This window comes from Pedobacter alpinus (assembly GCF_042684645.1).
Lineage (GTDB): Bacteria > Bacteroidota > Bacteroidia > Sphingobacteriales > Sphingobacteriaceae > Pseudopedobacter > Pseudopedobacter alpinus.
The window spans coordinates 196,045-215,910 of sequence record NZ_JBHULV010000028.1; the positions used below are offsets into that span (position 1 = coordinate 196,045).

Here is a 19,866-nt window from a genome sequence, read left to right on the forward strand (position 1 = left end):
GTTTAATTAGCTTTTAAATGACGGATTATAATTTTTATGCAATTATTGTTGCTGGCGGTAGCGGTAGCAGAATGAATAGTGATATTCCAAAACAATTTTTAGAACTGAATGGTAAACCCATCTTAATGCATAGCATTGATGCTTTCTACACTAACGAAAACAAACCGTCTATAATTTTAGTACTTGCAAAAGCTGATTATGATTTGTGGAATGCTTTAGTAGCAAAACATAAATTTAAAACACCACACCAAGTTGTAAATGGTGGCACAGAAAGATTTCACTCCGTTAAAAACGGATTAGGATTAATTAATAAAGAAAATTCAATAATAGCGATACATGATGGTGTTAGGCCATTAGTTTCTCAACAAACTATCTCAAACTGCTTTAAAAATGCTTTAATAAACGGAAATGCAATTGCAGCAGCGCCCGTTAAAGATTCTGTTAGGATGCTTCAAAACAGCAAATCAACAGCTTTAAAAAGATGTGAGATTTATCTGGTTCAAACCCCTCAAACATTTAACTACAATCAACTAAAAACAGCTTATCAACAAAATTTCGATTCTTTCTTTACAGATGACGCCTCAGTAGTTGAAAAAGCAGGATTTTCAATTAATTTAGAAAAAGGAGATGAGTTTAATTTTAAAATTACCTTTAAAGAAGATTTAATTTTAGCTGAAGCGATAATTAACAGTAAAATTAATACCTAAGAATATCGTTGAGTGTGCTTATTGCCAAATCTAATTCGCTTTTACGTATTGCTCCTACCCTCTTTATTAATCTGTTTTTAGATACAGAACGGATATGAAAAACCAATATTTCAGAAATATCCTCTAGGCCATTATCAATATTAGGGTTAATGATCGGATTTCCTTTATAGTTTTTAATTTTTGTGGTTAAAGGTGCGGTTATAACAACTTGCAAATATTTATTCAGCAAATTACCACTTAAAATAACTACTGGCCTGTAACCTGCTTGTTCGCTTCCCTTGGTAGGATCTAAACTTGCGTACCAAATCTCGCCTTGCTTCAATCTTCTAATTGTTTAAAATAATCTACCATTCCTTCTTCAGCAATGCTTAAAATTTCATCATCATCTGTTGATGATTTATAAGATTTGATGTACTCTGCTTTGGTAAGTTGATCTAAATATATACGCAAGGCTTTCTCTATCAATTTATTTTTAGGAAGTTTTAATGCTAACGCTTTTTGTGTTAGCATTTCCATTAAATCATTTGGGAGTGTACTTGTAAACGTTGTCATACATACTAAATTAAATAAAACACTACACAAATTTACAAATTATATTTATAAATCATAAATACAAAAAGCGAAACATCTTTAGATATTTCGCTTTCTATATAGTGTTATTAATAACTTAAGCTGCCCCTCTAATAACTCTTAATAGTACTGCTATAATTGCAATTACTAAAAGAATGTGTATTAAATTACCTCCAAAAGGTGATACAAAAGCACCTAATATCCAAAGTATGATTAAAACTACTGCGATTAAATAAAGTAAATTTCCCATGATTAATTTTTTTTATAAAGTTTAACAATTAATGTGTTTGATATATTTATACCTTATCTAAAAGCAGACCAAAATTTGACAAAACGTAAAAAACACCTTTAAAAGGTGTTTAAGAGCAAAACAGTTGTACTTTTTTTTATACAAAAAAAGGACTCAATAATTATTGAGTCCTTTTTTTCTAGTATTCATCTTCATTAAAGAAGAAGTCGTCCTTTGTAGGATAGTCTGGCCAAATTTCTTCAATATTTTCATACGGCTCTCCATCATCTTCTAATGCTTGCAAGTTTTCTATAACTTCTACAGGAGCACCTGATCTGATTCCATAATCAATTAATTCGTCTTTGGTGGCTGGCCAAGGAGCGTCTTCTAAATGAGATGCTAATTCTAATGTCCAATACATAATCTTAGAATTTTGTTTTAATGTTTTGCAAAACTAATTTAAAATTTAAGGTTTACTAAAAAAGTTTTCAACATTTTTTAAATCCTTGGAATCCATATATTTTCGTCGGCTTTATTGTTAAAAACTACTTTTCTACTTAAAGTGAAAAGATAATCAGAAAGTCTGTTCAAATAAACAATAACTTTTTCATCAACCCATTCTATTTCTGCCAAGTGTACCACTTGTCTTTCCGCTCTTCGGCAAACACATCTGGCAATGTGACAATAGGAGGCCGTAGTGTTTCCTCCAGGCAAAATAAAATGTTTTAAAGGCGGTAAAAATTCGTTCATCTTGTCCATTTCCTGTTCTAACAACTCAACATCTGTTTCTAACAAATCCGGAATTTTCATTTTAGACTTCTCTGGATCTGCGGCTAAACTAGAACCTACTGTAAACAACCTATCTTGTATTTCTTTCAAAATAGTTTTATCATCCTCACCAATGTTTTGGTCTTTAATTAAACCTATATAAGAGTTTAGCTCATCAACTGTTCCATAAGATTCTATACGTAAATGATATTTCTGAACTCTTGTGCCTCCAATTAAAGATGTTAAACCCTTATCCCCTGTTTTGGTATATATTTTCATCGTAATTATCTTTTAACCTCAATAATTATTAAGCTTGTTTAATAACAGCTTAACAACCTTTTCAAAAAATTGTTTAATAAAAAAGGCGAGTCACACATTACTCGCCCTTTAAACTAAAAAAAAAACATATTACATCTCTTCCAATTTAGAAGAAACCGTTTTAATATCCTGATTTAAGTAATCTTCTTCAATTAAACCATCTCGCATTCTTACTATACGGTGGGCATGCTGAGCTATGTCTTCTTCGTGAGTTACTATAATTATTGTATTTCCTTTTGAATGAATTTCTTCAATCAAACCCATAATTTCAATAGATGTTTTTGTATCTAAGTTACCCGTTGGCTCATCGGCTAAAATAATAGAAGGATTATTTATTAAAGCCCTAGCAACAGCAACTCTTTGCCTTTGCCCACCAGAAAGCTCATTTGGCTTGTGGTGCACTCTGTTTCCTAAACCAACGTTTTCTAAAGCTAATAGAGATCTTGCATCTCTGTCTTTCTTTTTTATACCTGCATAAATTAATGGCAAAGCAACATTATCTTGTGCTGTAGAGCGAGGCAAAAGGTTAAATGTTTGAAAAACAAACCCTATTTCTTTGTTTCTTACTTCAGCTAATTCACTGTCTGTCATTTGACTAACATTAATGCCGTTTAAAATATATTCACCTTTTGTTGGTGTATCTAAACAGCCCAATAAATTCATTAAAGTAGATTTACCCGAACCAGAAGGCCCCATTAAAGCAACAAATTCTCCTTTATTAATAGTTAGAGAAACTGATTTAAGCGCATGTATAACCTCTGCACCAATTACATATTTACGCCCTAAATCATTTATAGTTATTAATGGTTGCATTTTCTTTTTCTTTTATAGACATCTAAGCAACAGGTTTTGTTACATTGGTTTTTGATTTTTAGCAAATTACTTCTGAATAACTTTTGACACCTTAAAGTATTCTTCGTTTTTTAGAGGTGCATTTTGCAAAGCTTCCTCTCTGGTAAGTTCTTGTATAACTTCGTCTGCTCTTAAAACATTTACAGCATCATTCATGTAAATAAGCGGTTTAACCCCGGTTGTATCTAATTGATTAAGCTTTTCCATAAAGCTAAGAATCTCGCTTAACTCCTCAATAGAACGCTCTTTTTCAACTTCTGTTAATTCTAGTCTGGCTAAATGCGCAATTTTATCTACTGTTTGTTTGTCTATTTTCATTTCTGATTTTTATTGCCTTTTGCAGAACATCTGCTTTAATGCTAATCATATTAAACTTTGTGCAATTTAATATTATTTTTCGGCTCTCTTAATAACTTATAAAAAAGCTGTTTTTTAAAATGATGGCGGGTAATTAAGTTTTGAATTAACTTTTTGATAAACCAAATCCTTTAAAATTTCATCATCTTTTAAATTAAAACCTGATACTTCTATTGGTTTATGAATGTAAACTTTTGAAATACCCGGTTTACACCCATATTTTTTACCATCATCCCACCATAATTTCCAATTATCTTGTATGGTTACTGGTATAATTGCTATTTGATGTTCTATTGCTAACCTAAAAGGACCATTTTTAAACTCGTGTAATATTGGAGGAAACTCTTCACCAATCTTTCCTTCGGGGAAAATAATTGGCGACATTCCTTGTTTTATTCTTACAGCAGTTTTTTGAAATGCTCTGAAAGAAGAAATTTTACTTTCCCTGTTAATTGGGATATCAATTGTTTTAAAAAATATTTTTGTAACTGGGTTATCTAGCAACTCTTGCTTACCTAAAAAAAAGAAATTGTTTTTTGCTACCAAGCTCATGGTAAAAATATCGAGATTTGAGGCGTGGTTAGGGCAAATAATATAAATTTTATTCCAGTCTATTTCTTCTTCAAACTCATATTTAAATATAAATCCACTAAAAAAAGTAGGCAAAAAAGAACAAATTCTTCTAACAGAATTTAATTGAGTGTAAGTTTTGGAGCTTCTTGAAAAGAGATATACGAATGGATACGTTATTCCAAATGTAAATATTACCATTAAATAATGCCAATATCTTAAACCTTGTTTCAAAAATTGTATCATCGCTCTCAAAAATAGAAATTTTCTGTACTTTCGCCACATTATGGAAACTATTGTTAGCGGAGTTAGATCTACAGGTAAACTGCACTTAGGAAATTATTATGGTGCGGTTAGTAATTTTGTAAAAATGCAAAAAGAGCATAATTGTTTTTTCTTTATTGCCGATTACCACTCATTAACTACTCATCCTACGCCAGATAATCTTCATGGAAACATAAAACAAGTATTAGTAGAGTATTTAGCTGCTGGCTTAGACCCAGAAAAAGCGACGCTTTACATACAGTCTGATGTGCCCGAAATTGCCGAATTATATTTGTACATGAATATGAATGCTTACGTAGGCGAGCTAGAAAGAAGTGCATCTTTTAAAGATAAAATAAGAGCAAATGCAGACAATGTTAACGCTGGCTTATTAACTTACCCCGTATTAATGGCAGCAGATATTTTAATACACCACGCTACCAAAGTACCAGTAGGAAAAGACCAAGAACAGCATTTAGAAATGGCCAGAACTTTTGGAAATAGGTTTAACCATTTGTATAAAACAGATTATTTTAAAGAACCTTATGCATTTAACTATGCAAAAGAATTGGTTAAAATACCAGGCTTAGATGGTAAAGGTAAAATGGGGAAATCTGAAGGGGAAAATAATGCTGTTTATTTAGCTGATAGTCCAGAAATTATTAGAAAAAAGGTAATGAAAGCAGTTACTGATGCTGGCCCAACGCAAGACAATCAAGAAAAGCCTCAAGAAATTCAAAATTTATTCGACATTATGAAAGTGGTATCAACGCCAGATACACTTGCGCATTTTGAAGAAATATATAATAAATGTGAAATAAGATACGGTGATTTTAAGAAACAATTAGCCGAAGATATTATTATAGCTACACAACCAATTAGAGAAAAAATTGAATATATCTCTGGGGATAGCAAATTATTAAGACAAGTTGCAAAGCATGGTGCAATAAAAGCCAGAGAGAGTGCATCAAAAACAATTAAAGAAGTTAGAGAAATTATTGGCTTTAGAACTTTTTAATAGTAGATTTAAACACATATAACACCATTTTATTTAAAATTGAAATTATGCATATAGCTATTGTTGGAAACATAGGAGCAGGAAAAACTACTTTAACAGAGTTGCTGGCTAAAAATTATGGTTGGGAAGCTATGTACGAAGCGGTAGATAATAATCCTTATTTAGAGGATTTTTACAGCGATATGAAAAGGTGGAGCTTTAATTTGCAAATTTACTTTTTAAATACTCGTTTTCAACAGATAAAAGAGATTCAGAAAGGCGAAAAAACGATTGTTCAAGACAGAACCATTTATGAAGATGCACATATTTTTGCCGAAAATTTGCATGAAATGGGATTGATGACCACTAGAGATCATGACAACTATCGTTCAATTTTTGACAATATTACTTCATTTATAAATCCACCAGATTTACTGATTTACCTTAAAGCATCTGTACCAACATTGGTAGAAAACATACAACGCCGTGGTAGAGAGTACGAAGCAAGTATAAGAATTGATTACTTGCAAAAACTTAATGAGAAATATGATAAATGGATTAAAGGTTACAGCGAAGGAAATTTACTGATTTTAGATAAGGACAAGCTTGATTTTACAAATAACCCTGATGATTTAGCTTTTATAATTGAAAGTATTGAAAGAGAGATTAACGGTCTTTTTTAAATAATAATTTATGAAGATTTTAGGTATCATACCTGCCAGATTTGCCTCAACGCGTTTTCCCGGTAAACCATTAATTGATTTAGCGGGCAAAAGTATGATTCAAAGAGTTTATGAGCAAGCAAAAAAAGCTACTTCATTATCAGACGTTGTAGTTGCTACAGATGATGAGCAAATTTTTGAAGCCGTAAAGGCTTTTAAAGGAAACGTAATTTTAACATCAAGCAAGCACTTAAGCGGAACAGACCGTTGTGCAGAGGTTGCCAATAAAATGACTGGTTATGATGCCATTATTAATATCCAAGGTGATGAACCTCTAATAGACCCCTCTCAAATTAATTTATTAGCAAATTGCTTTAATGACATTTCTACAGATTTAGCCACTTTGGTTAAAAAAATAGAAACACAAGAAGAGCTTTTTAATTATAACACCCCAAAGGTGATTATCAATAAAAATTTTGACGCTATTTATTTTAGCCGTCAGGTTATCCCTTACTTAAAAAATATTGAACCTAAAGACTATTTGAATAACCATAAATTTTATAAGCACATTGGTATTTACGGCTACCGAACTTCTACTTTAGGTATTATTTCTAGTATGGAAATTGGCGATTTAGAAAAATCGGAAATGTTAGAACAATTACGCTGGATAGAAAATGGTTGCAAAATTAAGGTAGCAGTTACCAGAAACGAAAGTTTAGCTATTGATGTGCCAGAAGATATTGATAGGGTTTTGGAAGCTATTTTGGCAATTGATTTAGAAAAAAAAAAGCAAAATTAGCTCACAAAATATAATTCTTAATAAAGCCCTTTTAGGGCTTTATTTTTTAAGCATGCAAAGGCCTCTGTTTAACCATGCCTCCATACGTATCATCTACAGTGTGCATTACAATAAACGCTTGTTTATCTATGTTCTTAACTAGGTTTCTTAGTTTGGTTACTTCTAATCTGGTAACTACCGTAAAAACAATTTTAATATCTATTTCATCTGGTTGTAGGTTTTTAACATAACCTCTTTCCCCTTTATAAATGGTTACTGCCCTACCCATAATTTTAGTAATGGCTTGTCTAATTTCTTCGTTTTCTTGAGAAATTATAGTTACACTAATATATTCTTCAACACCGTGAATAATAAAATCAATAGTTTTTGATGCAGATAAATAAGTTAGAATGGCATATAAGGCAGTTTCGATATCTATTAGCCAAGCTGCAACACTAAAAATTAAAATGTTAAATAAAAGGATGATATCGCCTACGCTTAAACTCACGTTTCTGGATATAAACAAGCCATTATTCAGAAAAACCTGAGTTCTGTAAATTTCCTTTATGCGAATTGTTAAATCCAAATTATTCAACAATCCGCTATGCTCTAAGCTAAACATGGCGAGCAGCGAGGATATATAGCTAAAATGTAAATAATTTTTTAACCTTAAATATCTAAAAAAAATTAAAAATACTTAGTTAATTTTCTCTTAAAATTAATAATTACAAATAAATTTTTAAACTGTATCATTAAAGTAAATCCTTACGTATTAACTTAAAATTCACTTATTTAACCCTATAATATTACCATTATGAAACATGTAATCCTTTTTTTCTTCCTTACAAGCTTAATTTTACAATCCTGTAAAAAAGACAAACGCAATATCACAACAGATGACCCTGTGTTATTGAGAGATAAATCTGTTGCAGAAGTTAGAGTATCACTAGTTGGAAATTGGAAAATACATCATACTTATGGATATGGATACTCAGGATTTATAAAAACTCCTACACCTAATTCATATTTTAAAGTATTGGCTAATGATAGTGTTTATCTAAGTTTTAACAATAATATTACTGCAGCTGGTATAGCAACTTATCAAAGAAAAAATACTGAATTTAATTTTTCTGCTGTAATAATTGAATTTCCAATTTTTGGCGGACCAAATAGTCAATGGATTTACGATTATAATTTAAAAGATAGTTTAGTTCTTACAAGTAATCGTATGAATAGTGAAAGTTATACTATGACAAAAATCCCCTAAATAATCAGACAGTGAATACAAATAATTTTTAAAACTTAAATATTTAGCAATGACAAACACAACCCTTTGTATCGCAATACTCTTATGTTTATCATTTTCAAAATTATTTTCACAAAAAAAAATTGAGTTTGAAAATATCATTCAAAAAAATGGAGCAATTCAATATGCAACTTTTAAATCAAGGATAGCCTCTAATATAATGCTCAAAAGTTAAACTTACTAAAATAAATAACCAAAAACAATAATGATTTAACTTTTGTTAAAATTGAAACCCAAGAATTTGGAAAAGGCAACTTTCAGGACAAATTTCAAATTAAAAAAAATGGTATTAAATTAAGAGGAGGTGAACTCCTAATTAATTTTGATAACAACAACTTGCAATTTATACATGGTTTTTTTGCCGATTTTTTACAGGAGGAATCTTTAATAGAAAAAAATAAATTACTTTTTACAAAAAATGCTCAAAAATATTTTAATGAAGAAGTTAAATCAAATGATGAAAAACTACTGTCAAGTCCTTTGATTTATTATTTTAACTATAAAATTGAAAAATATCAACTAGCTTATGAAGTTCATCTTGAAGCTAAAAGCAGTTTCAGAGCAGAAAATGTGTACATAAGTGCGCTTAATGGCGAATTTTTAGGATCAGAAAGTACAATTTGTAATATTAATTTTCCTGGTACAGCACAAACTCAATACAATGGCACTCAAAATATTACAACAGATGCCACAAATCTTGGCGGTCCATTCATTTTGCGAGAAACCAGAGGTCCTAATAATGTGATTATTCATACTAGAAATAATAATTTTGGAGGACTTGAAGTGAATGGTGCGACAGATTTATCTGATAACGATAATAATTGGACTTTTGCAGAATATGGTAATTTGAGAGCCGGATTTGATGCGCATTGGGGAGCAGAGACAGTATTTGACTATTGGAATACAGTGCATCAACGAAATAGCATAAACAATGCTGGGTTGCAAATAAATAGTTATTTTAATGTGAATGTTGGTACTAACCCAGTCAATGCTTTTTGGAATAATAATAACAATAATATGTATTACGGTAATGGGATAAGTGGTGGCAATGTTACCACTTTAGATGTTTGCGCTCATGAATTTGGACATGGGATTGACAAATTTACGGGCAACTTAGCTTATGAAAAAGAATCTGGTGCATTAGATGAAGGATTTGCAGATATTTGGGGTGCTTGTGTAGAAGCTTGGCGTACACCCCAAAAACAAAGATGGTTAATTGGTGAGGATCTGAATATTGGTGCTATACGTAATATGTCTAATCCTAATATGTTTAACCAACCCGATACTTATTTGGGGAATTTTTGGTTAATACAAATGGCTGTACTCCAACTGGTGGACAAAATGGAAATGATTTTTGTGGAGTACATACTAATAGTGGAGTATTAAACTATTGGTTCTTTTTATTATCAGATGGAGGTAGCGGTACTAACGACATTAATAATAACTTTAATGTAAATGGTTTAGGGATAAATACTGGCGCAGCAATAGCTTATAGAACTAAATTATTAATGAATAATTCCTCGGCAAACTATGCGCTTTGCAGGCAATTGAGTATCCAAGCTGCTATTCAATTATTTGGTAACTGTTCAAATGAGTTATTCAAGTAACTAATGCTTGGTATGCAGTTGGCGTAGGGTCTGCATGGTCTAGTCCATATTCTTTAAGTCAAGCTTTCACACAAGATTGTAATACGGTAATAGTAAGTAGTAACTTTCCATTATATTCAAACGTCACTTGGACTACTACTAATGGGTTATTAATCAATGGAAATAGTTCACCTTATACAACTCAATCAAATACTGTAACTATATCATCTCCTAATGGAAATAGTGGTGCAATAGTGGCCTCTACAAGCAATAGTTGTGGAACTAATGCAATATCTTTTTGCCCATGCGAACCATGGGATAATCCCTCTATAACATGGATATACTCTACTCCTATGACCAATGAACCTTTACTGGCACAAGTAAGTCCAGAAAATCCCAATGCTATAAGATATGATTGGTATATTAATGGTCAGTTAGTAGAAACTACTCCCGGCTCTTTCTTATCTACTTATAATTGGCCTTGTACATCAGATGGTGAAGGATTAACTGTAGTAGCAGTAACAAGTTGCGGAGCAACAGCTCCTGTTTATGGTGGTAATTATTCACCTATTTGTTACGGAAGTAGATCATCTTCTAATGTAGAATTATTTCCAAATCCTGCATCAACAACAGTTAATATAAAGCTTGCAGATATACTTTTAGAACAAACGAACCAAACAACCACTAGTGTCTCAAGTTTGACAGCAATTACACAAATAAGAGTAATAGATAAAGTTGGTAATGTAAAAAAAGTGGTTGAGTACTCTAAAGATAATATAAATACAACCTTAGATATATCAGATTTAATTCCAGATGTTTATTATTTAGATATTACTGATGGCACTAAACAAGTTAGGAAACCTCTTGTAGTGCGAAGATAAAATATACAAGGTAAGTATCTAATATTAAAAATTTAGGGTTACGATCAGGAAAACTCACTTGGTCAGTCCTTCTCATTAAAGCTCCTTAATTGGAGCTTTATTTATTTACAACCTACCCATGCAACGGCCTCTGTTTAACCATGCCACCATACGTATCATCTACAGTATGCATTACAATAAAAGCTTGTTTATCTATGTTCTTAACTAGGTTTCTTAGCTTCGTTACTTCTAATCTGGTAACTACCGTAAAAACAATTTTTATGTCTATTTCATCTGGTTGTAAATTTTTAACATAACCTCTTTCCCCTTTATAAATAGTTACTGCCCTACCCATAATTTTAGTAATGGCTTGTCTAATTTCTTCGTTTTCTTGAGAAATTATAGTTACACCAATATATTCTTCAACACCGTGAATAATAAAATCAATAGTTTTTGATGCAGATAAATAAGTTAGAATGGCATATAAGGCAGTTTCGATATCTATTACCCAAGCTGCAACACTAAAAATTAAAATGTTAAATAAAAGGATGATATCGCCTACGCTTAAACTTACATTTCTGGAAATAAATAGTGCTAAAACCTCAGTTCCGTCAATTACGGCACCCCCTCTAATGCTTAAACCAATACCACCACCTAAAAAGAAACCTCCAAAAACAGCTATCAGTAATTTATCGGAAGTTATAATAGGAAAAAATTCAAATGTTAGCATTAAAGCTAAACCCGCTATGGCAAGTACAGTTTTTATAGCAAAAGACTTAGATATTTGCTTTAAGCCTAATAGTACAAAAGGTATATTTACTAAAACAACTAAAAAGCTTAATGAAAACCCGGTCTTAATATTTAAAAGCAATGAAATTCCCATTGCTCCGCCATCTAAAAAATGATTGGGTAGTAAAAAGCTTTTTAATCCGAAAGCAGCAGATGTTATACCCAACAATATAAAAGCAGTTTCTTTTATAATTGTAGCAAAATCAGCTTTTCGGTATGCTAATTGTATTTTTCTTTTAAATCCCATATCTTAACAAAGATAAAATTCAATCTATAAAAACATATTTTATCATAAAAAAAACTAAAAAAATGACCCTAAAAAGTATAAATCCATACAATAACAAACTTATTAAAAACTATGAGGAGTTTGATTCGAAGAAAATTGAAGTCGAAATTAGAAAAAGTGACATTGCATGGAAAAAATGGCGTTTAACAAGCTACAAAGAAAGAGCGGAATTAATGTTAAATCTCGCCTCTTTACTCAAAACAGAAAAAAGTAAAATAGCAAACCTAATGACTGAAGAAATGGGTAAAACTATTTTAGCTGGCGAAGCAGAAATTGAAAAGTGTGCTTTAGTTTGTGAATATTATGCAAAAAACACCGAAAAATTTTTAGAAGATGAACTCATTAAAACTGAAGCTTCTAAAAGCTATATAACTTTTAAACCTATTGGTTTAGTATTAGCTGTTATGCCTTGGAATTTCCCGTTTTGGCAGGTATTTAGGTTTTTAGCTCCTAATTTAATGGCTGGTAATTGCGGTGTTTTAAAACATGCCTCAAACGTTTCTGGCTGTGCGTTACTGATAGAAAAGCTGGTTATTAAAGCTGGTTTTCCTAAAAATGTTTTTAAAACATTATTGGTGAGTGGTAAAAATATGAATCAGATTATTGAAAACCCATTAATAAAAGCAGTTACTTTAACTGGCAGCACCGCTACTGGTAAAAAAGTAGCGGAGAAAGCTGGTTCGGTATTAAAAAAATGTGTTTTAGAATTAGGCGGCAGCGACCCTTACCTAGTTTTAGCAGATGCAGATTTAGAGCAAGCTGCGGAAGCTTGTGTAAATGCCAGACTGATAAACAGTGGGCAAAGTTGTATAGCAGCAAAACGTTTTATTGTGGTAAAATCTGTAGAAGAAGATTTCCTGAAACTGTTTAAAGCCAAAATGCAGTTAAAAAAAGTTGGCAACCCTATGCTTAAAGAAATAGATTTAGGCCCAATGGCAAGTACAGAACTTAGAGACGAATTACATAAACAAGTTAAACAATCTATAAAACTAGGGGCAAAATGTATTTTAGGTGGCCAAATACCAAAATTAAAGGGAGCTTTTTATCCGCCTACCATTTTAACAAATGTAAAAAAAGGAATGCCTGCTTACGATGATGAACTTTTTGGGCCAGTTGCGGCAATAATTACTGTAAAAAACACCAAAGAAGCCATAAAAATAGCTAATGACACCGTTTTTGGATTGGGCGCAGCAGTATTTACGCAAGACACCAAAAAAGGGAATTCAATTGCACAAAATGAGATTGAAGCGGGAAGTGTTTTTGTAAATGAAGGCGTAAAATCAGACCCAAGATTGCCATTTGGCGGTATCAATCAATCTGGTTATGGCCGCGAATTAAGTTTGTATGGTTTATTAGAGTTTATGAACATTAAAACTATATCGGTAAAATAATTTAAACCTATTTAATGTCAGCTAGTAATTGCTTCGATTTTTCAATTTGTGCATTAATATCTCGACGAAAGCCTCCTTCTTCTAAAACTTTTTGAAAATCAGCGATAGATGCGTTTGCAGCATTTATTGCTGCAACTTTATTGTAAATATCTGCAACCCTTTGGCTTCTGTAAATTGCATATTCTTGATAAGCTAAGCCTCTGTTCTGATACAATTTGTAATCTGAAGGAGTAAAATCTAAAGCAGTAGTGAAATCTTTTATAGCGCCATGTATTAATTTTCCTCTCTCCGTAGATTTATAATCTTTTATAGTTCCAGATAAAAGTACTTTAGCCTTACCTCTGTAATAATACGCAGCGGTTTCGGTCGGTTTCATTGCAATTAATTTATTAAAAGCATCTATAGATTTTCTATACTCTAAAGCGTGGTAATTAGAATAACCCATTAACCACAATGCATTCATATTAGAATTGTCTTTTACGTAGGCTTGTTCAAAATAATTTGCAGCCGCAGTAAAGTTACCTCCACTCATTTCTTTTTGTCCCATCCTTTCGTAAGGTGTGGTTTGTGCCAAAACTGTTTTAGCACCAAAAGTGAAGCTTATAAATAATAAAATAAGATGTGTTTTCATTAAAATTAGGCAAAGCCCTTAAATTCAAATTTAATATTATAAATTTATTAACGTTAATTTTTGCAATATATTTCTTAATCACACACCTGACGTATTTTCATCATATTTTTAGTCAAAATTTAAAATTATTGTTTAAAAAAGCGTTGGCATAAAGCTTGTGAAATATACTGTCTTAAATTTAAAAGCCTACTTTACAGCAAACACTGTCAAATTGGCGTTTCAACATAAAATATATACATGAGTAATTTTGATCAGTTCGACTTTCACCAAGCTTCGCCATTAATAAATGAAGATACAGAGTTTTTTCCTTTGATGTCACCGGAAGATGAAGAGGAAATGAATAATGAACAAACACCAGAGATATTATCAATACTTCCATTAAGAAATACTGTTTTATTTCCGGGAGTAGTAATTCCTATTACTGTTGGCAGAGATAAATCAATTAAATTGATAAAAGATGCATATAAAGGTGACAAAATAATTGGTGTTGTTTCCCAAAAGGATGTTAATGTAGAAGACCCAACATTTGAAGAGCTAAATACTGTGGGTACTGTGGCGGTAATTGTAAAAATGCTACAAATGCCAGATGGCAACACAACTGTAATTATACAAGGTAAAAACAGGTTTCAATTAGGAGAGTTAAATCAATCTGAACCCTATATTAAAGCTAGCGTTCAAAAATTTGTAGAAATAAGACCTAAAGTTGATAAAGAATTTAAAGCAATGGTTGCTTCTGTAAAGGAGTTAGCCATGCAAATTATTCAATTTTCGCCAAACATCCCATCAGAAGCTGCTTTGGCAATTAAAAATATTGATAGTTTACCATTTTTAATCAATTTTATTTCATCTAACATGAATGCAACAGTTGCTGATAAGCAATTGATGTTAGAAGTTGCCAATTTAAGAGACCGAGCTAATTTGGTACTTACCCATTTAAGTGCCGAACTGCAAATGTTAGAGCTTAAAAACCAAATACAAAGCAGGGTAAAAGTTGATTTAGACAAGCAACAGAGAGATTATTTTTTAAATCAACAATTAAAAACCATACAAGAAGAACTGGGAGGCAACTCACCAGATATGGAAATTGATGATTTAAGAAAAAAAGGAAGTAAGAAACAATGGAGCAAAGAAACTTCTATTCATTTTAATAAAGAATTAGATAAGCTAGCTCGTATGAATCCGGCTGCAGCCGATTATTCTGTACAAATTAATTATTTAGAAGTTTTATTAGACCTGCCTTGGGGAACTTTTACCAAAGACAATTTCGACTTAAAAAGAGCCGAGAAGATTTTAGACAAAGACCATTATGGTTTAGATAAGGTAAAGAAACGTATTATTGAGTATTTAGCTGTTTTAAAGTTAAAACACAATATGAAAGCCCCAATTTTATGCTTGGTAGGCCCTCCGGGAGTTGGTAAAACATCACTTGGTAAATCTATTGCAAAAGCATTAGGTCGTAAATATGTGCGTATGGCTTTGGGAGGTATTAGAGATGAAGCGGAAATTCGCGGTCATCGTAAAACCTATATTGGTGCAATGCCAGGTAGGGTAATTCAATCATTAAAAAAAGCTGGTTCATCAAACCCAGTATTTGTTTTAGATGAAATTGATAAAGTTGGTAACGATTTTAGAGGTGACCCTTCTTCTGCACTTTTAGAAGTTTTAGACCCTGAACAAAACAATGCTTTTGCCGATAATTTTGTTGAATTAGATTACGATTTATCTAATGTTATGTTTATTGCAACTGCAAATTCATTAAGTTCTATACAGCCCGCTTTGCTAGATAGGATGGAAATTATTGAAGTAAATGGTTATACCATTGAAGAAAAGGTAGAAATTGCTAAAAAGCATTTACTACCCAAACAAAAAGAAACACACGGTTTAAAAGCGAAAGACATTGCCTTAAAACCAACCATTATTGAGAAAATAATTGAAGATTATACTCGCGAATCTGGTGTACGTAGTTTAGAAAAAACTATAGGCTCTGTAGTACGTGGCGCAGCAACCAAAATAGCCATGGAAGAAGAATATAACACCAATTTTTCTTACGAAGATGTACAAAAAACATTAGGCCCAGCTTTTTTTGATAAAGATGCTTATGAAGGCAATGATGTTGCTGGTGTAGTTACAGGTTTAGCATGGACATCTGTTGGTGGCGATATTTTATTTATTGAAGCAAGTTTAAGCCCAGGTAAAGGTAAAATGACTTTAACCGGTAATTTAGGAGATGTAATGAAAGAATCGGCCGTGATTGCTTTGGCCTATATAAGAGCGCATGCAGAAGATTTAGGTATTGATTACCGAGTTTTTGACCAATGGGATTTACACATTCATGTACCAGCGGGAGCAACACCTAAAGACGGACCATCTGCTGGTATAACTATGTTAACAGCTTTAACATCTGTATTTACGCAACGCCAAGTTAAAAACCACTTAGCTATGACCGGCGAAATTACCTTGAGAGGGAAAGTATTGCCTGTTGGCGGAATTAAAGAAAAAATATTAGCAGCAAAAAGAGCAAATATTAAAGATGTGATTTTGTGTAAATCTAACGAAAAAGACATTTTAGAAATTAAAGCAGACTATATAAAAGACATGAGTTTTCATTACGTGAGCAATATGCTTGATGTTGTAAAACTGGCTTTAATGCCTAACAAAGTTAAAAATGCTTTAAATATTGTTTACCGAGACGAAAAAAAACAAGAATCTGTAAGTTAATTGCAAAAGCAAACTAAATTATTATTGTAAATTTAAAGCCGAATTCTTTCGGCTTTTTTTATGCGCTTTCTTTTTTTTATTTCTTTTTTAATTCTTTTAACTTTTAACACTGCTGCGCAAAATAATTTTTACAAAAGCGAATTGGGCTTTAAATCTGAAAATGATGCTTATTTAGGCACTAAACAAGACAGATATTATACCAACGGATTATTTATAAGTTTTAAGCAAGCTTTTGAAAACAAAAGAGATACCAGTACAAAAAAAATATGGAGTGTAAGTTTAGGGCAAGAAATGTACAACGCTTTTTCTGGTCAAGTTACAGCTATTGAAAACATAGATAGACCATTTACCGCATATTTATACCTAGGCGGAAGCTTGCAATGGTTAAAAAAAAATGAAAATAGCGTTAAAATTGAAACACAAATTGGCACAATTGGTCCTGATGCGCAAGGAGAAGAGTTACAAACATTTTTACATGAAACTGTTGGCTTTTACCCAATATCTGGTTGGCAGTTTCAACTAAATAACGAAATTGGTTTTAATGCTGTGGCAAATTTTCATTACTTTTTAACACGAAATAAAAGTAAAAATTTAGATTTATCATTACCTATTAAAGCAAATTTAGGCAATACTTACAGCGGCTTAAATGTTGGTATTTTAGTAAGAACCGGAAGTTTAAACCCATTTTACCATTCGGTGGCAACGCAAAGTAATGTTGCTACAAAACAGCAACAAAATTTAAAGCCACAAGAATTTTATTTCTATTTAAAACCAAGTTTAAATTTTGTTGCATATAATGCCACCATACAAGGTGGTTTATTTAGAGATGATAAAGGACCTGTTTCTTTTAATCCGAAACGATTTGTGCTTGCTCAAGATATTGGCATAGCTTATGCCAAAAATAGGTGGACAGCTAACTTTACTGTTGTTTTTAAAACTAAAGAGATAGAAAACTTAAGAAAATCTGAGCAATATGGCTCTTTAGATTTGTATTATAGGTTTTAAAATGTTTAAAATAATCATCCACTTCGTAATTTTTTACATGGTAGATTTTATTTAGAAATGTATAAGTTTAGTGCTACAATACCATACATAGATTACACCTTCAAAAATAAACAGACTACACATTTCGCAACCTTTATCCCTATTGTTATCAGGTTAAATTATGTCAATTACATAACCACTAACCCAAAACCTCTTCGTAAAAACTTATATACTGCTTAGCAGTTTCGGCTATGGAATATTTTTGAAGTTGGTTTTCTCTAAGCTGTAAAACGCTTTCTTTACTTTGGTTAAGCTGTAAGCATACATCAATTTTTTCTATAAAAGTATCAGAATCAAAACCATTTGCTAAATAACAAGCGGGCATAGTGTCGCCAATTTCATGGTGAGGTAAAATATCTGATAAAATACAAGGTGTACCTATAAAAAACGCTTCCAATAAAGTAATTGGTAAACCCTCATAGTGCGAAGTATTTAAAAAACAATCGCAATAATACATTAAGCTATAAATTTCTTGCGGTACTTTAATTCCTAAATAATGAATATTCTTTACGGTTTCAAATAATGCTAAATCTTGGTTGGCGGTTTCTTCTTTAATACCACAAATTAAAAAAGAAACATTTTTATTTTGATAATGCTTAGCAATTTCAACAGCTAATGGGTAGTTTTTTTGATGCGATAATTTACCCACCATTAAAATTAATTTATGGCTGGTATTTACTTTAAAATTTTCAAAAATTTGTTGCGCTAAAGGTAATATGATCGGCTTTTTAATGCCATTACTAATCACTAGTTTTTTACAATCTCTGGTAATACTAGTAGCTAAAGAAGAACCCGAACAATAAATTGATGGGGTTTTTAAATTAGTTTGCAGGGTTTGAAAATTCCATATTTCTGGTGCATTGTGTATAGTTAGTATCAACTGATTTTTTTGTCTAAATATTTTCAAATAAAGCGATACAATTAGATGCGTAAATTGTAAATGCGAATTTAAAATAGTTGGTTTAAGTAGTTTTATATAGGTGTTTAACTTAAAAAGACTTTTAAAAACCGAAAAGTTTTTACCCGGTTTTCTATCCAAAGAATAAACAGGAATTTGATGCTTTTGTAATTGATTGGTTAAAAAATTTTCGAAGGTAGAGCTATTAAATGCATCAATTAAAATAATTGAAACATCATGGCCCATTTGCTTTTGCTCTACAGCTAAGAGTACCACAAAGGTTTGCGCCCCGCCTGCATATAAATTAGCTATAATATGGCATATTTTCATTTTTTAAAAATAGCTCAATTTTATTAGCAAATAAACTTTACCGTCATTAATTTCAAACTAACTAAGCTCTTCAGCAAGTATTAATGATAATTATATAGAATCCAAAATATTGATTTTCTACAAATTTATTAAAAAAAATCTTCCCTAACTTTTAAGTTAGAGGCATTTCGTTAGGAAACAATAGGTTGAAATTTATATAAAAACACCATTTAAGAAACATTTTGAAAACAAAAAACCGCCCCTAAACACATAGCGGCGGTTTTCAATTAAATTTGTACCCAGCGCCGGAATCGAACCGGCACAGTTTCCTATCGGTGTTTGAGACCGACGCGTCTACCAGTTCCGCCAGCTGGGCATTCCTTTAACAAACCTTGGCTTGTTAGCGGGTTGCAAACTTATCAATAGATTCTCGTATTCGCAACAAATATTTTTTTCTGTACCAAATATCCTTAATTTTTAGGAGGATTTCTCTAGCTAAATCATCATTAAGATTCTCAAAATCAACAGTTAACAAACCTAATTCGCTATTTAAATTAGTTTCAATTTGGTCAGCATTTTTTCTAGCTTCAAGCAATTTAGTAACATCTTGTTCAAATTCAAGCTCCATAATGGCCTCATTTACGTCCATCATATCCATTAAAAAATCTTGAGGAAGGTTATATTTTTCTCCATCAATTAGTACATCTTTTAATGTTAAAACATAAGGCAACAACTTATCTGGGTTAGAGAGTGTTTGAAAAGCTTTATTATTTAAAGTTGATAATTCTAAAATTTCCTGCTGTTTCTCTTCTGATTCATTTACAAAAAAATCTGGATGGTATTGTTTGCTAAACACATAAAATTTCTTTTTCACCAAAGCTTGGTCTGGCGAAAAAGAAAGGGGTATATCGTAAAATTTGAAGTAATCCATATTTGCAAGTTATATGTTATAGGTTGTAAGTTTTAAGTCACAAGG

At 31.6% G+C, this 19,866-nt stretch carries 25 protein-coding genes and 1 tRNA gene; 11 read left to right on the top strand and 15 right to left on the bottom strand.

Annotation, left to right across the window (positions count from 1 at the left end; translation table 11 throughout):
- The first annotated feature begins 17 nt into the window (after window positions 1–17).
- Window positions 18–707, top strand: coding sequence for a 2-C-methyl-D-erythritol 4-phosphate cytidylyltransferase (locus ACFSSE_RS09685; RefSeq protein ID WP_379043790.1), 690 nt, complete (start codon window positions 18–20; stop codon window positions 705–707).
- Here ACFSSE_RS09685 and ACFSSE_RS09690 read toward each other — a convergent pair.
- From ACFSSE_RS09690 to ACFSSE_RS09725, 8 genes are all read right to left on the bottom strand, one after another.
- Window positions 697–1,029 carry a type II toxin-antitoxin system PemK/MazF family toxin gene (locus ACFSSE_RS09690; RefSeq protein WP_379043793.1) on the bottom strand — a complete coding sequence of 111 codons (333 nt, stop codon included), beginning with the start codon at window positions 1,027–1,029 and terminating at the stop codon, window positions 697–699. The genes ACFSSE_RS09685 and ACFSSE_RS09690 overlap by 11 nt on opposite strands.
- Window positions 1,026–1,259, bottom strand: coding sequence for a CopG family transcriptional regulator (locus tag ACFSSE_RS09695; RefSeq protein ID WP_379043796.1), 234 nt, complete (start codon window positions 1,257–1,259; stop codon window positions 1,026–1,028). The genes ACFSSE_RS09690 and ACFSSE_RS09695 overlap by 4 nt, the downstream gene beginning before the upstream one ends.
- A 115-nt stretch (window positions 1,260–1,374) precedes the next feature.
- The gene (locus tag ACFSSE_RS09700; RefSeq protein WP_379043798.1) at window positions 1,375–1,527 is read right to left on the bottom strand and encodes a lmo0937 family membrane protein; all 153 of its coding nucleotides are present in this window, start codon (window positions 1,525–1,527) and stop codon (window positions 1,375–1,377) included.
- A 178-nt stretch (window positions 1,528–1,705) separates the two neighbouring features.
- Window positions 1,706–1,927 (bottom strand): DUF2795 domain-containing protein, encoded by a 222-nt coding sequence (locus tag ACFSSE_RS09705; RefSeq protein ID WP_017258669.1) that lies wholly within the window; start codon window positions 1,925–1,927, stop codon window positions 1,706–1,708.
- 77 nt (window positions 1,928–2,004) lie between these two features.
- Window positions 2,005–2,553, bottom strand: a complete 549-nt coding sequence (locus tag ACFSSE_RS09710; RefSeq protein ID WP_379043801.1) for a cob(I)yrinic acid a,c-diamide adenosyltransferase — start codon at window positions 2,551–2,553, stop codon at window positions 2,005–2,007.
- 129 nt (window positions 2,554–2,682) lie between these two features.
- The gene (locus ACFSSE_RS09715) at window positions 2,683–3,405 is read right to left on the bottom strand and encodes an ABC transporter ATP-binding protein (protein WP_379043804.1); all 723 of its coding nucleotides are present in this window, start codon (window positions 3,403–3,405) and stop codon (window positions 2,683–2,685) included.
- Window positions 3,406–3,471: 66 nt separating this feature from the next.
- Entirely contained in the window at window positions 3,472–3,762 is a 291-nt protein-coding gene (gene gatC, locus ACFSSE_RS09720) for an Asp-tRNA(Asn)/Glu-tRNA(Gln) amidotransferase subunit GatC (protein WP_379043807.1), read from the bottom strand.
- 114 nt (window positions 3,763–3,876) lie between these two features.
- Entirely contained in the window at window positions 3,877–4,617 is a 741-nt protein-coding gene (locus ACFSSE_RS09725) for a lysophospholipid acyltransferase family protein (protein WP_379043810.1), read from the bottom strand.
- A 40-nt stretch (window positions 4,618–4,657) separates the two neighbouring features.
- On the opposite strand from ACFSSE_RS09725, the gene trpS reads away from it, so the two are divergent.
- The 3 genes from trpS to kdsB are packed head-to-tail and all read left to right on the top strand — an operon-like array spanning window position 4,658 to window position 7,093.
- A complete protein-coding gene (trpS, locus tag ACFSSE_RS09730) occupies window positions 4,658–5,653 on the top strand; it encodes a tryptophan--tRNA ligase (protein ID WP_379043813.1) in 996 nt (331 codons plus the stop codon).
- 47 nt (window positions 5,654–5,700) lie between these two features.
- Window positions 5,701–6,315, top strand: coding sequence for a deoxynucleoside kinase (locus tag ACFSSE_RS09735; RefSeq protein ID WP_379043816.1), 615 nt, complete (start codon window positions 5,701–5,703; stop codon window positions 6,313–6,315).
- Between the two features lie 10 nt (window positions 6,316–6,325).
- On the top strand, window positions 6,326–7,093 hold the full coding sequence (gene kdsB / locus ACFSSE_RS09740; protein WP_379043819.1) for a 3-deoxy-manno-octulosonate cytidylyltransferase: 768 nt from the start codon (window positions 6,326–6,328) through the stop codon (window positions 7,091–7,093).
- A gap of 46 nt (window positions 7,094–7,139) precedes the next feature.
- Here kdsB and ACFSSE_RS09745 read toward each other — a convergent pair whose 3' ends face one another.
- Window positions 7,140–7,694 carry a YitT family protein gene (locus ACFSSE_RS09745; protein WP_379043822.1) on the bottom strand — a complete coding sequence of 185 codons (555 nt, stop codon included), beginning with the start codon at window positions 7,692–7,694 and terminating at the stop codon, window positions 7,140–7,142.
- 192 nt (window positions 7,695–7,886) lie between these two features.
- On the opposite strand from ACFSSE_RS09745, the gene ACFSSE_RS09750 reads away from it, so the two are divergent.
- From ACFSSE_RS09750 to ACFSSE_RS09760, 3 genes are all read left to right on the top strand, one after another.
- On the top strand, window positions 7,887–8,339 hold the full coding sequence (locus tag ACFSSE_RS09750; protein ID WP_379043825.1) for a hypothetical protein: 453 nt from the start codon (window positions 7,887–7,889) through the stop codon (window positions 8,337–8,339).
- 375 nt (window positions 8,340–8,714) lie between these two features.
- Window positions 8,715–9,764: a M4 family metallopeptidase gene (locus ACFSSE_RS09755; RefSeq protein WP_379043829.1), complete on the top strand. Its 1,050-nt coding sequence runs from the start codon at window positions 8,715–8,717 to the stop codon at window positions 9,762–9,764.
- Window positions 9,680–9,985, top strand: a complete 306-nt coding sequence (locus ACFSSE_RS09760) for a M4 family metallopeptidase (RefSeq protein WP_379043832.1) — start codon at window positions 9,680–9,682, stop codon at window positions 9,983–9,985. The genes ACFSSE_RS09755 and ACFSSE_RS09760 overlap by 85 nt, the downstream gene beginning before the upstream one ends.
- Window positions 9,986–10,166: 181 nt before the next feature.
- Here the strand turns inward: ACFSSE_RS09760 and ACFSSE_RS09765 are convergent, their stop codons facing one another.
- Entirely contained in the window at window positions 10,167–10,325 is a 159-nt protein-coding gene (locus ACFSSE_RS09765) for a hypothetical protein (protein WP_379043835.1), read from the bottom strand.
- On the opposite strand from ACFSSE_RS09765, the gene ACFSSE_RS09770 reads away from it, so the two are divergent.
- Window positions 10,318–10,845, top strand: coding sequence for a T9SS type A sorting domain-containing protein (locus ACFSSE_RS09770; RefSeq protein ID WP_379043838.1), 528 nt, complete (start codon window positions 10,318–10,320; stop codon window positions 10,843–10,845). The genes ACFSSE_RS09765 and ACFSSE_RS09770 overlap by 8 nt on opposite strands.
- A 112-nt stretch (window positions 10,846–10,957) precedes the next feature.
- Here the strand turns inward: ACFSSE_RS09770 and ACFSSE_RS09775 are convergent, their stop codons facing one another.
- Window positions 10,958–11,860, bottom strand: a complete 903-nt coding sequence (locus ACFSSE_RS09775; RefSeq protein WP_379043841.1) for a YitT family protein — start codon at window positions 11,858–11,860, stop codon at window positions 10,958–10,960.
- Window positions 11,861–11,922: 62 nt separating this feature from the next.
- Between ACFSSE_RS09775 and ACFSSE_RS09780 the strand changes: the two genes are divergently transcribed.
- A complete protein-coding gene (locus ACFSSE_RS09780) occupies window positions 11,923–13,290 on the top strand; it encodes an NAD-dependent succinate-semialdehyde dehydrogenase (RefSeq protein ID WP_379043844.1) in 1,368 nt (455 codons plus the stop codon).
- A gap of 7 nt (window positions 13,291–13,297) precedes the next feature.
- Here the strand turns inward: ACFSSE_RS09780 and ACFSSE_RS09785 are convergent, their stop codons facing one another.
- The gene (locus ACFSSE_RS09785; protein WP_379043846.1) at window positions 13,298–13,921 is read right to left on the bottom strand and encodes a tetratricopeptide repeat protein; all 624 of its coding nucleotides are present in this window, start codon (window positions 13,919–13,921) and stop codon (window positions 13,298–13,300) included.
- 237 nt (window positions 13,922–14,158) lie between these two features.
- Between ACFSSE_RS09785 and lon the strand changes: the two genes are divergently transcribed.
- Together lon and ACFSSE_RS09795 are read left to right on the top strand one after the other, a co-directional pair.
- Entirely contained in the window at window positions 14,159–16,639 is a 2,481-nt protein-coding gene (gene lon / locus ACFSSE_RS09790; protein WP_379043849.1) for an endopeptidase La, read from the top strand.
- Between the two features lie 60 nt (window positions 16,640–16,699).
- Window positions 16,700–17,644: a lipid A deacylase LpxR family protein gene (locus ACFSSE_RS09795; RefSeq protein WP_379043852.1), complete on the top strand. Its 945-nt coding sequence runs from the start codon at window positions 16,700–16,702 to the stop codon at window positions 17,642–17,644.
- 178 nt (window positions 17,645–17,822) lie between these two features.
- On the opposite strand, the gene ACFSSE_RS09800 is transcribed toward ACFSSE_RS09795, so the two are convergent.
- From ACFSSE_RS09800 to ACFSSE_RS09810, 3 genes are all read right to left on the bottom strand, one after another.
- Entirely contained in the window at window positions 17,823–18,911 is a 1,089-nt protein-coding gene (locus tag ACFSSE_RS09800; RefSeq protein ID WP_379043855.1) for a glycosyltransferase family 4 protein, read from the bottom strand.
- 275 nt (window positions 18,912–19,186) lie between these two features.
- A tRNA-Leu gene (locus ACFSSE_RS09805) sits at window positions 19,187–19,266 on the bottom strand.
- 24 nt (window positions 19,267–19,290) lie between these two features.
- Window positions 19,291–19,821 (bottom strand): iron-sulfur cluster co-chaperone HscB C-terminal domain-containing protein, encoded by a 531-nt coding sequence (locus tag ACFSSE_RS09810; protein WP_379043858.1) that lies wholly within the window; start codon window positions 19,819–19,821, stop codon window positions 19,291–19,293.
- Window positions 19,822–19,866: the final 45 nt, after the last annotated feature.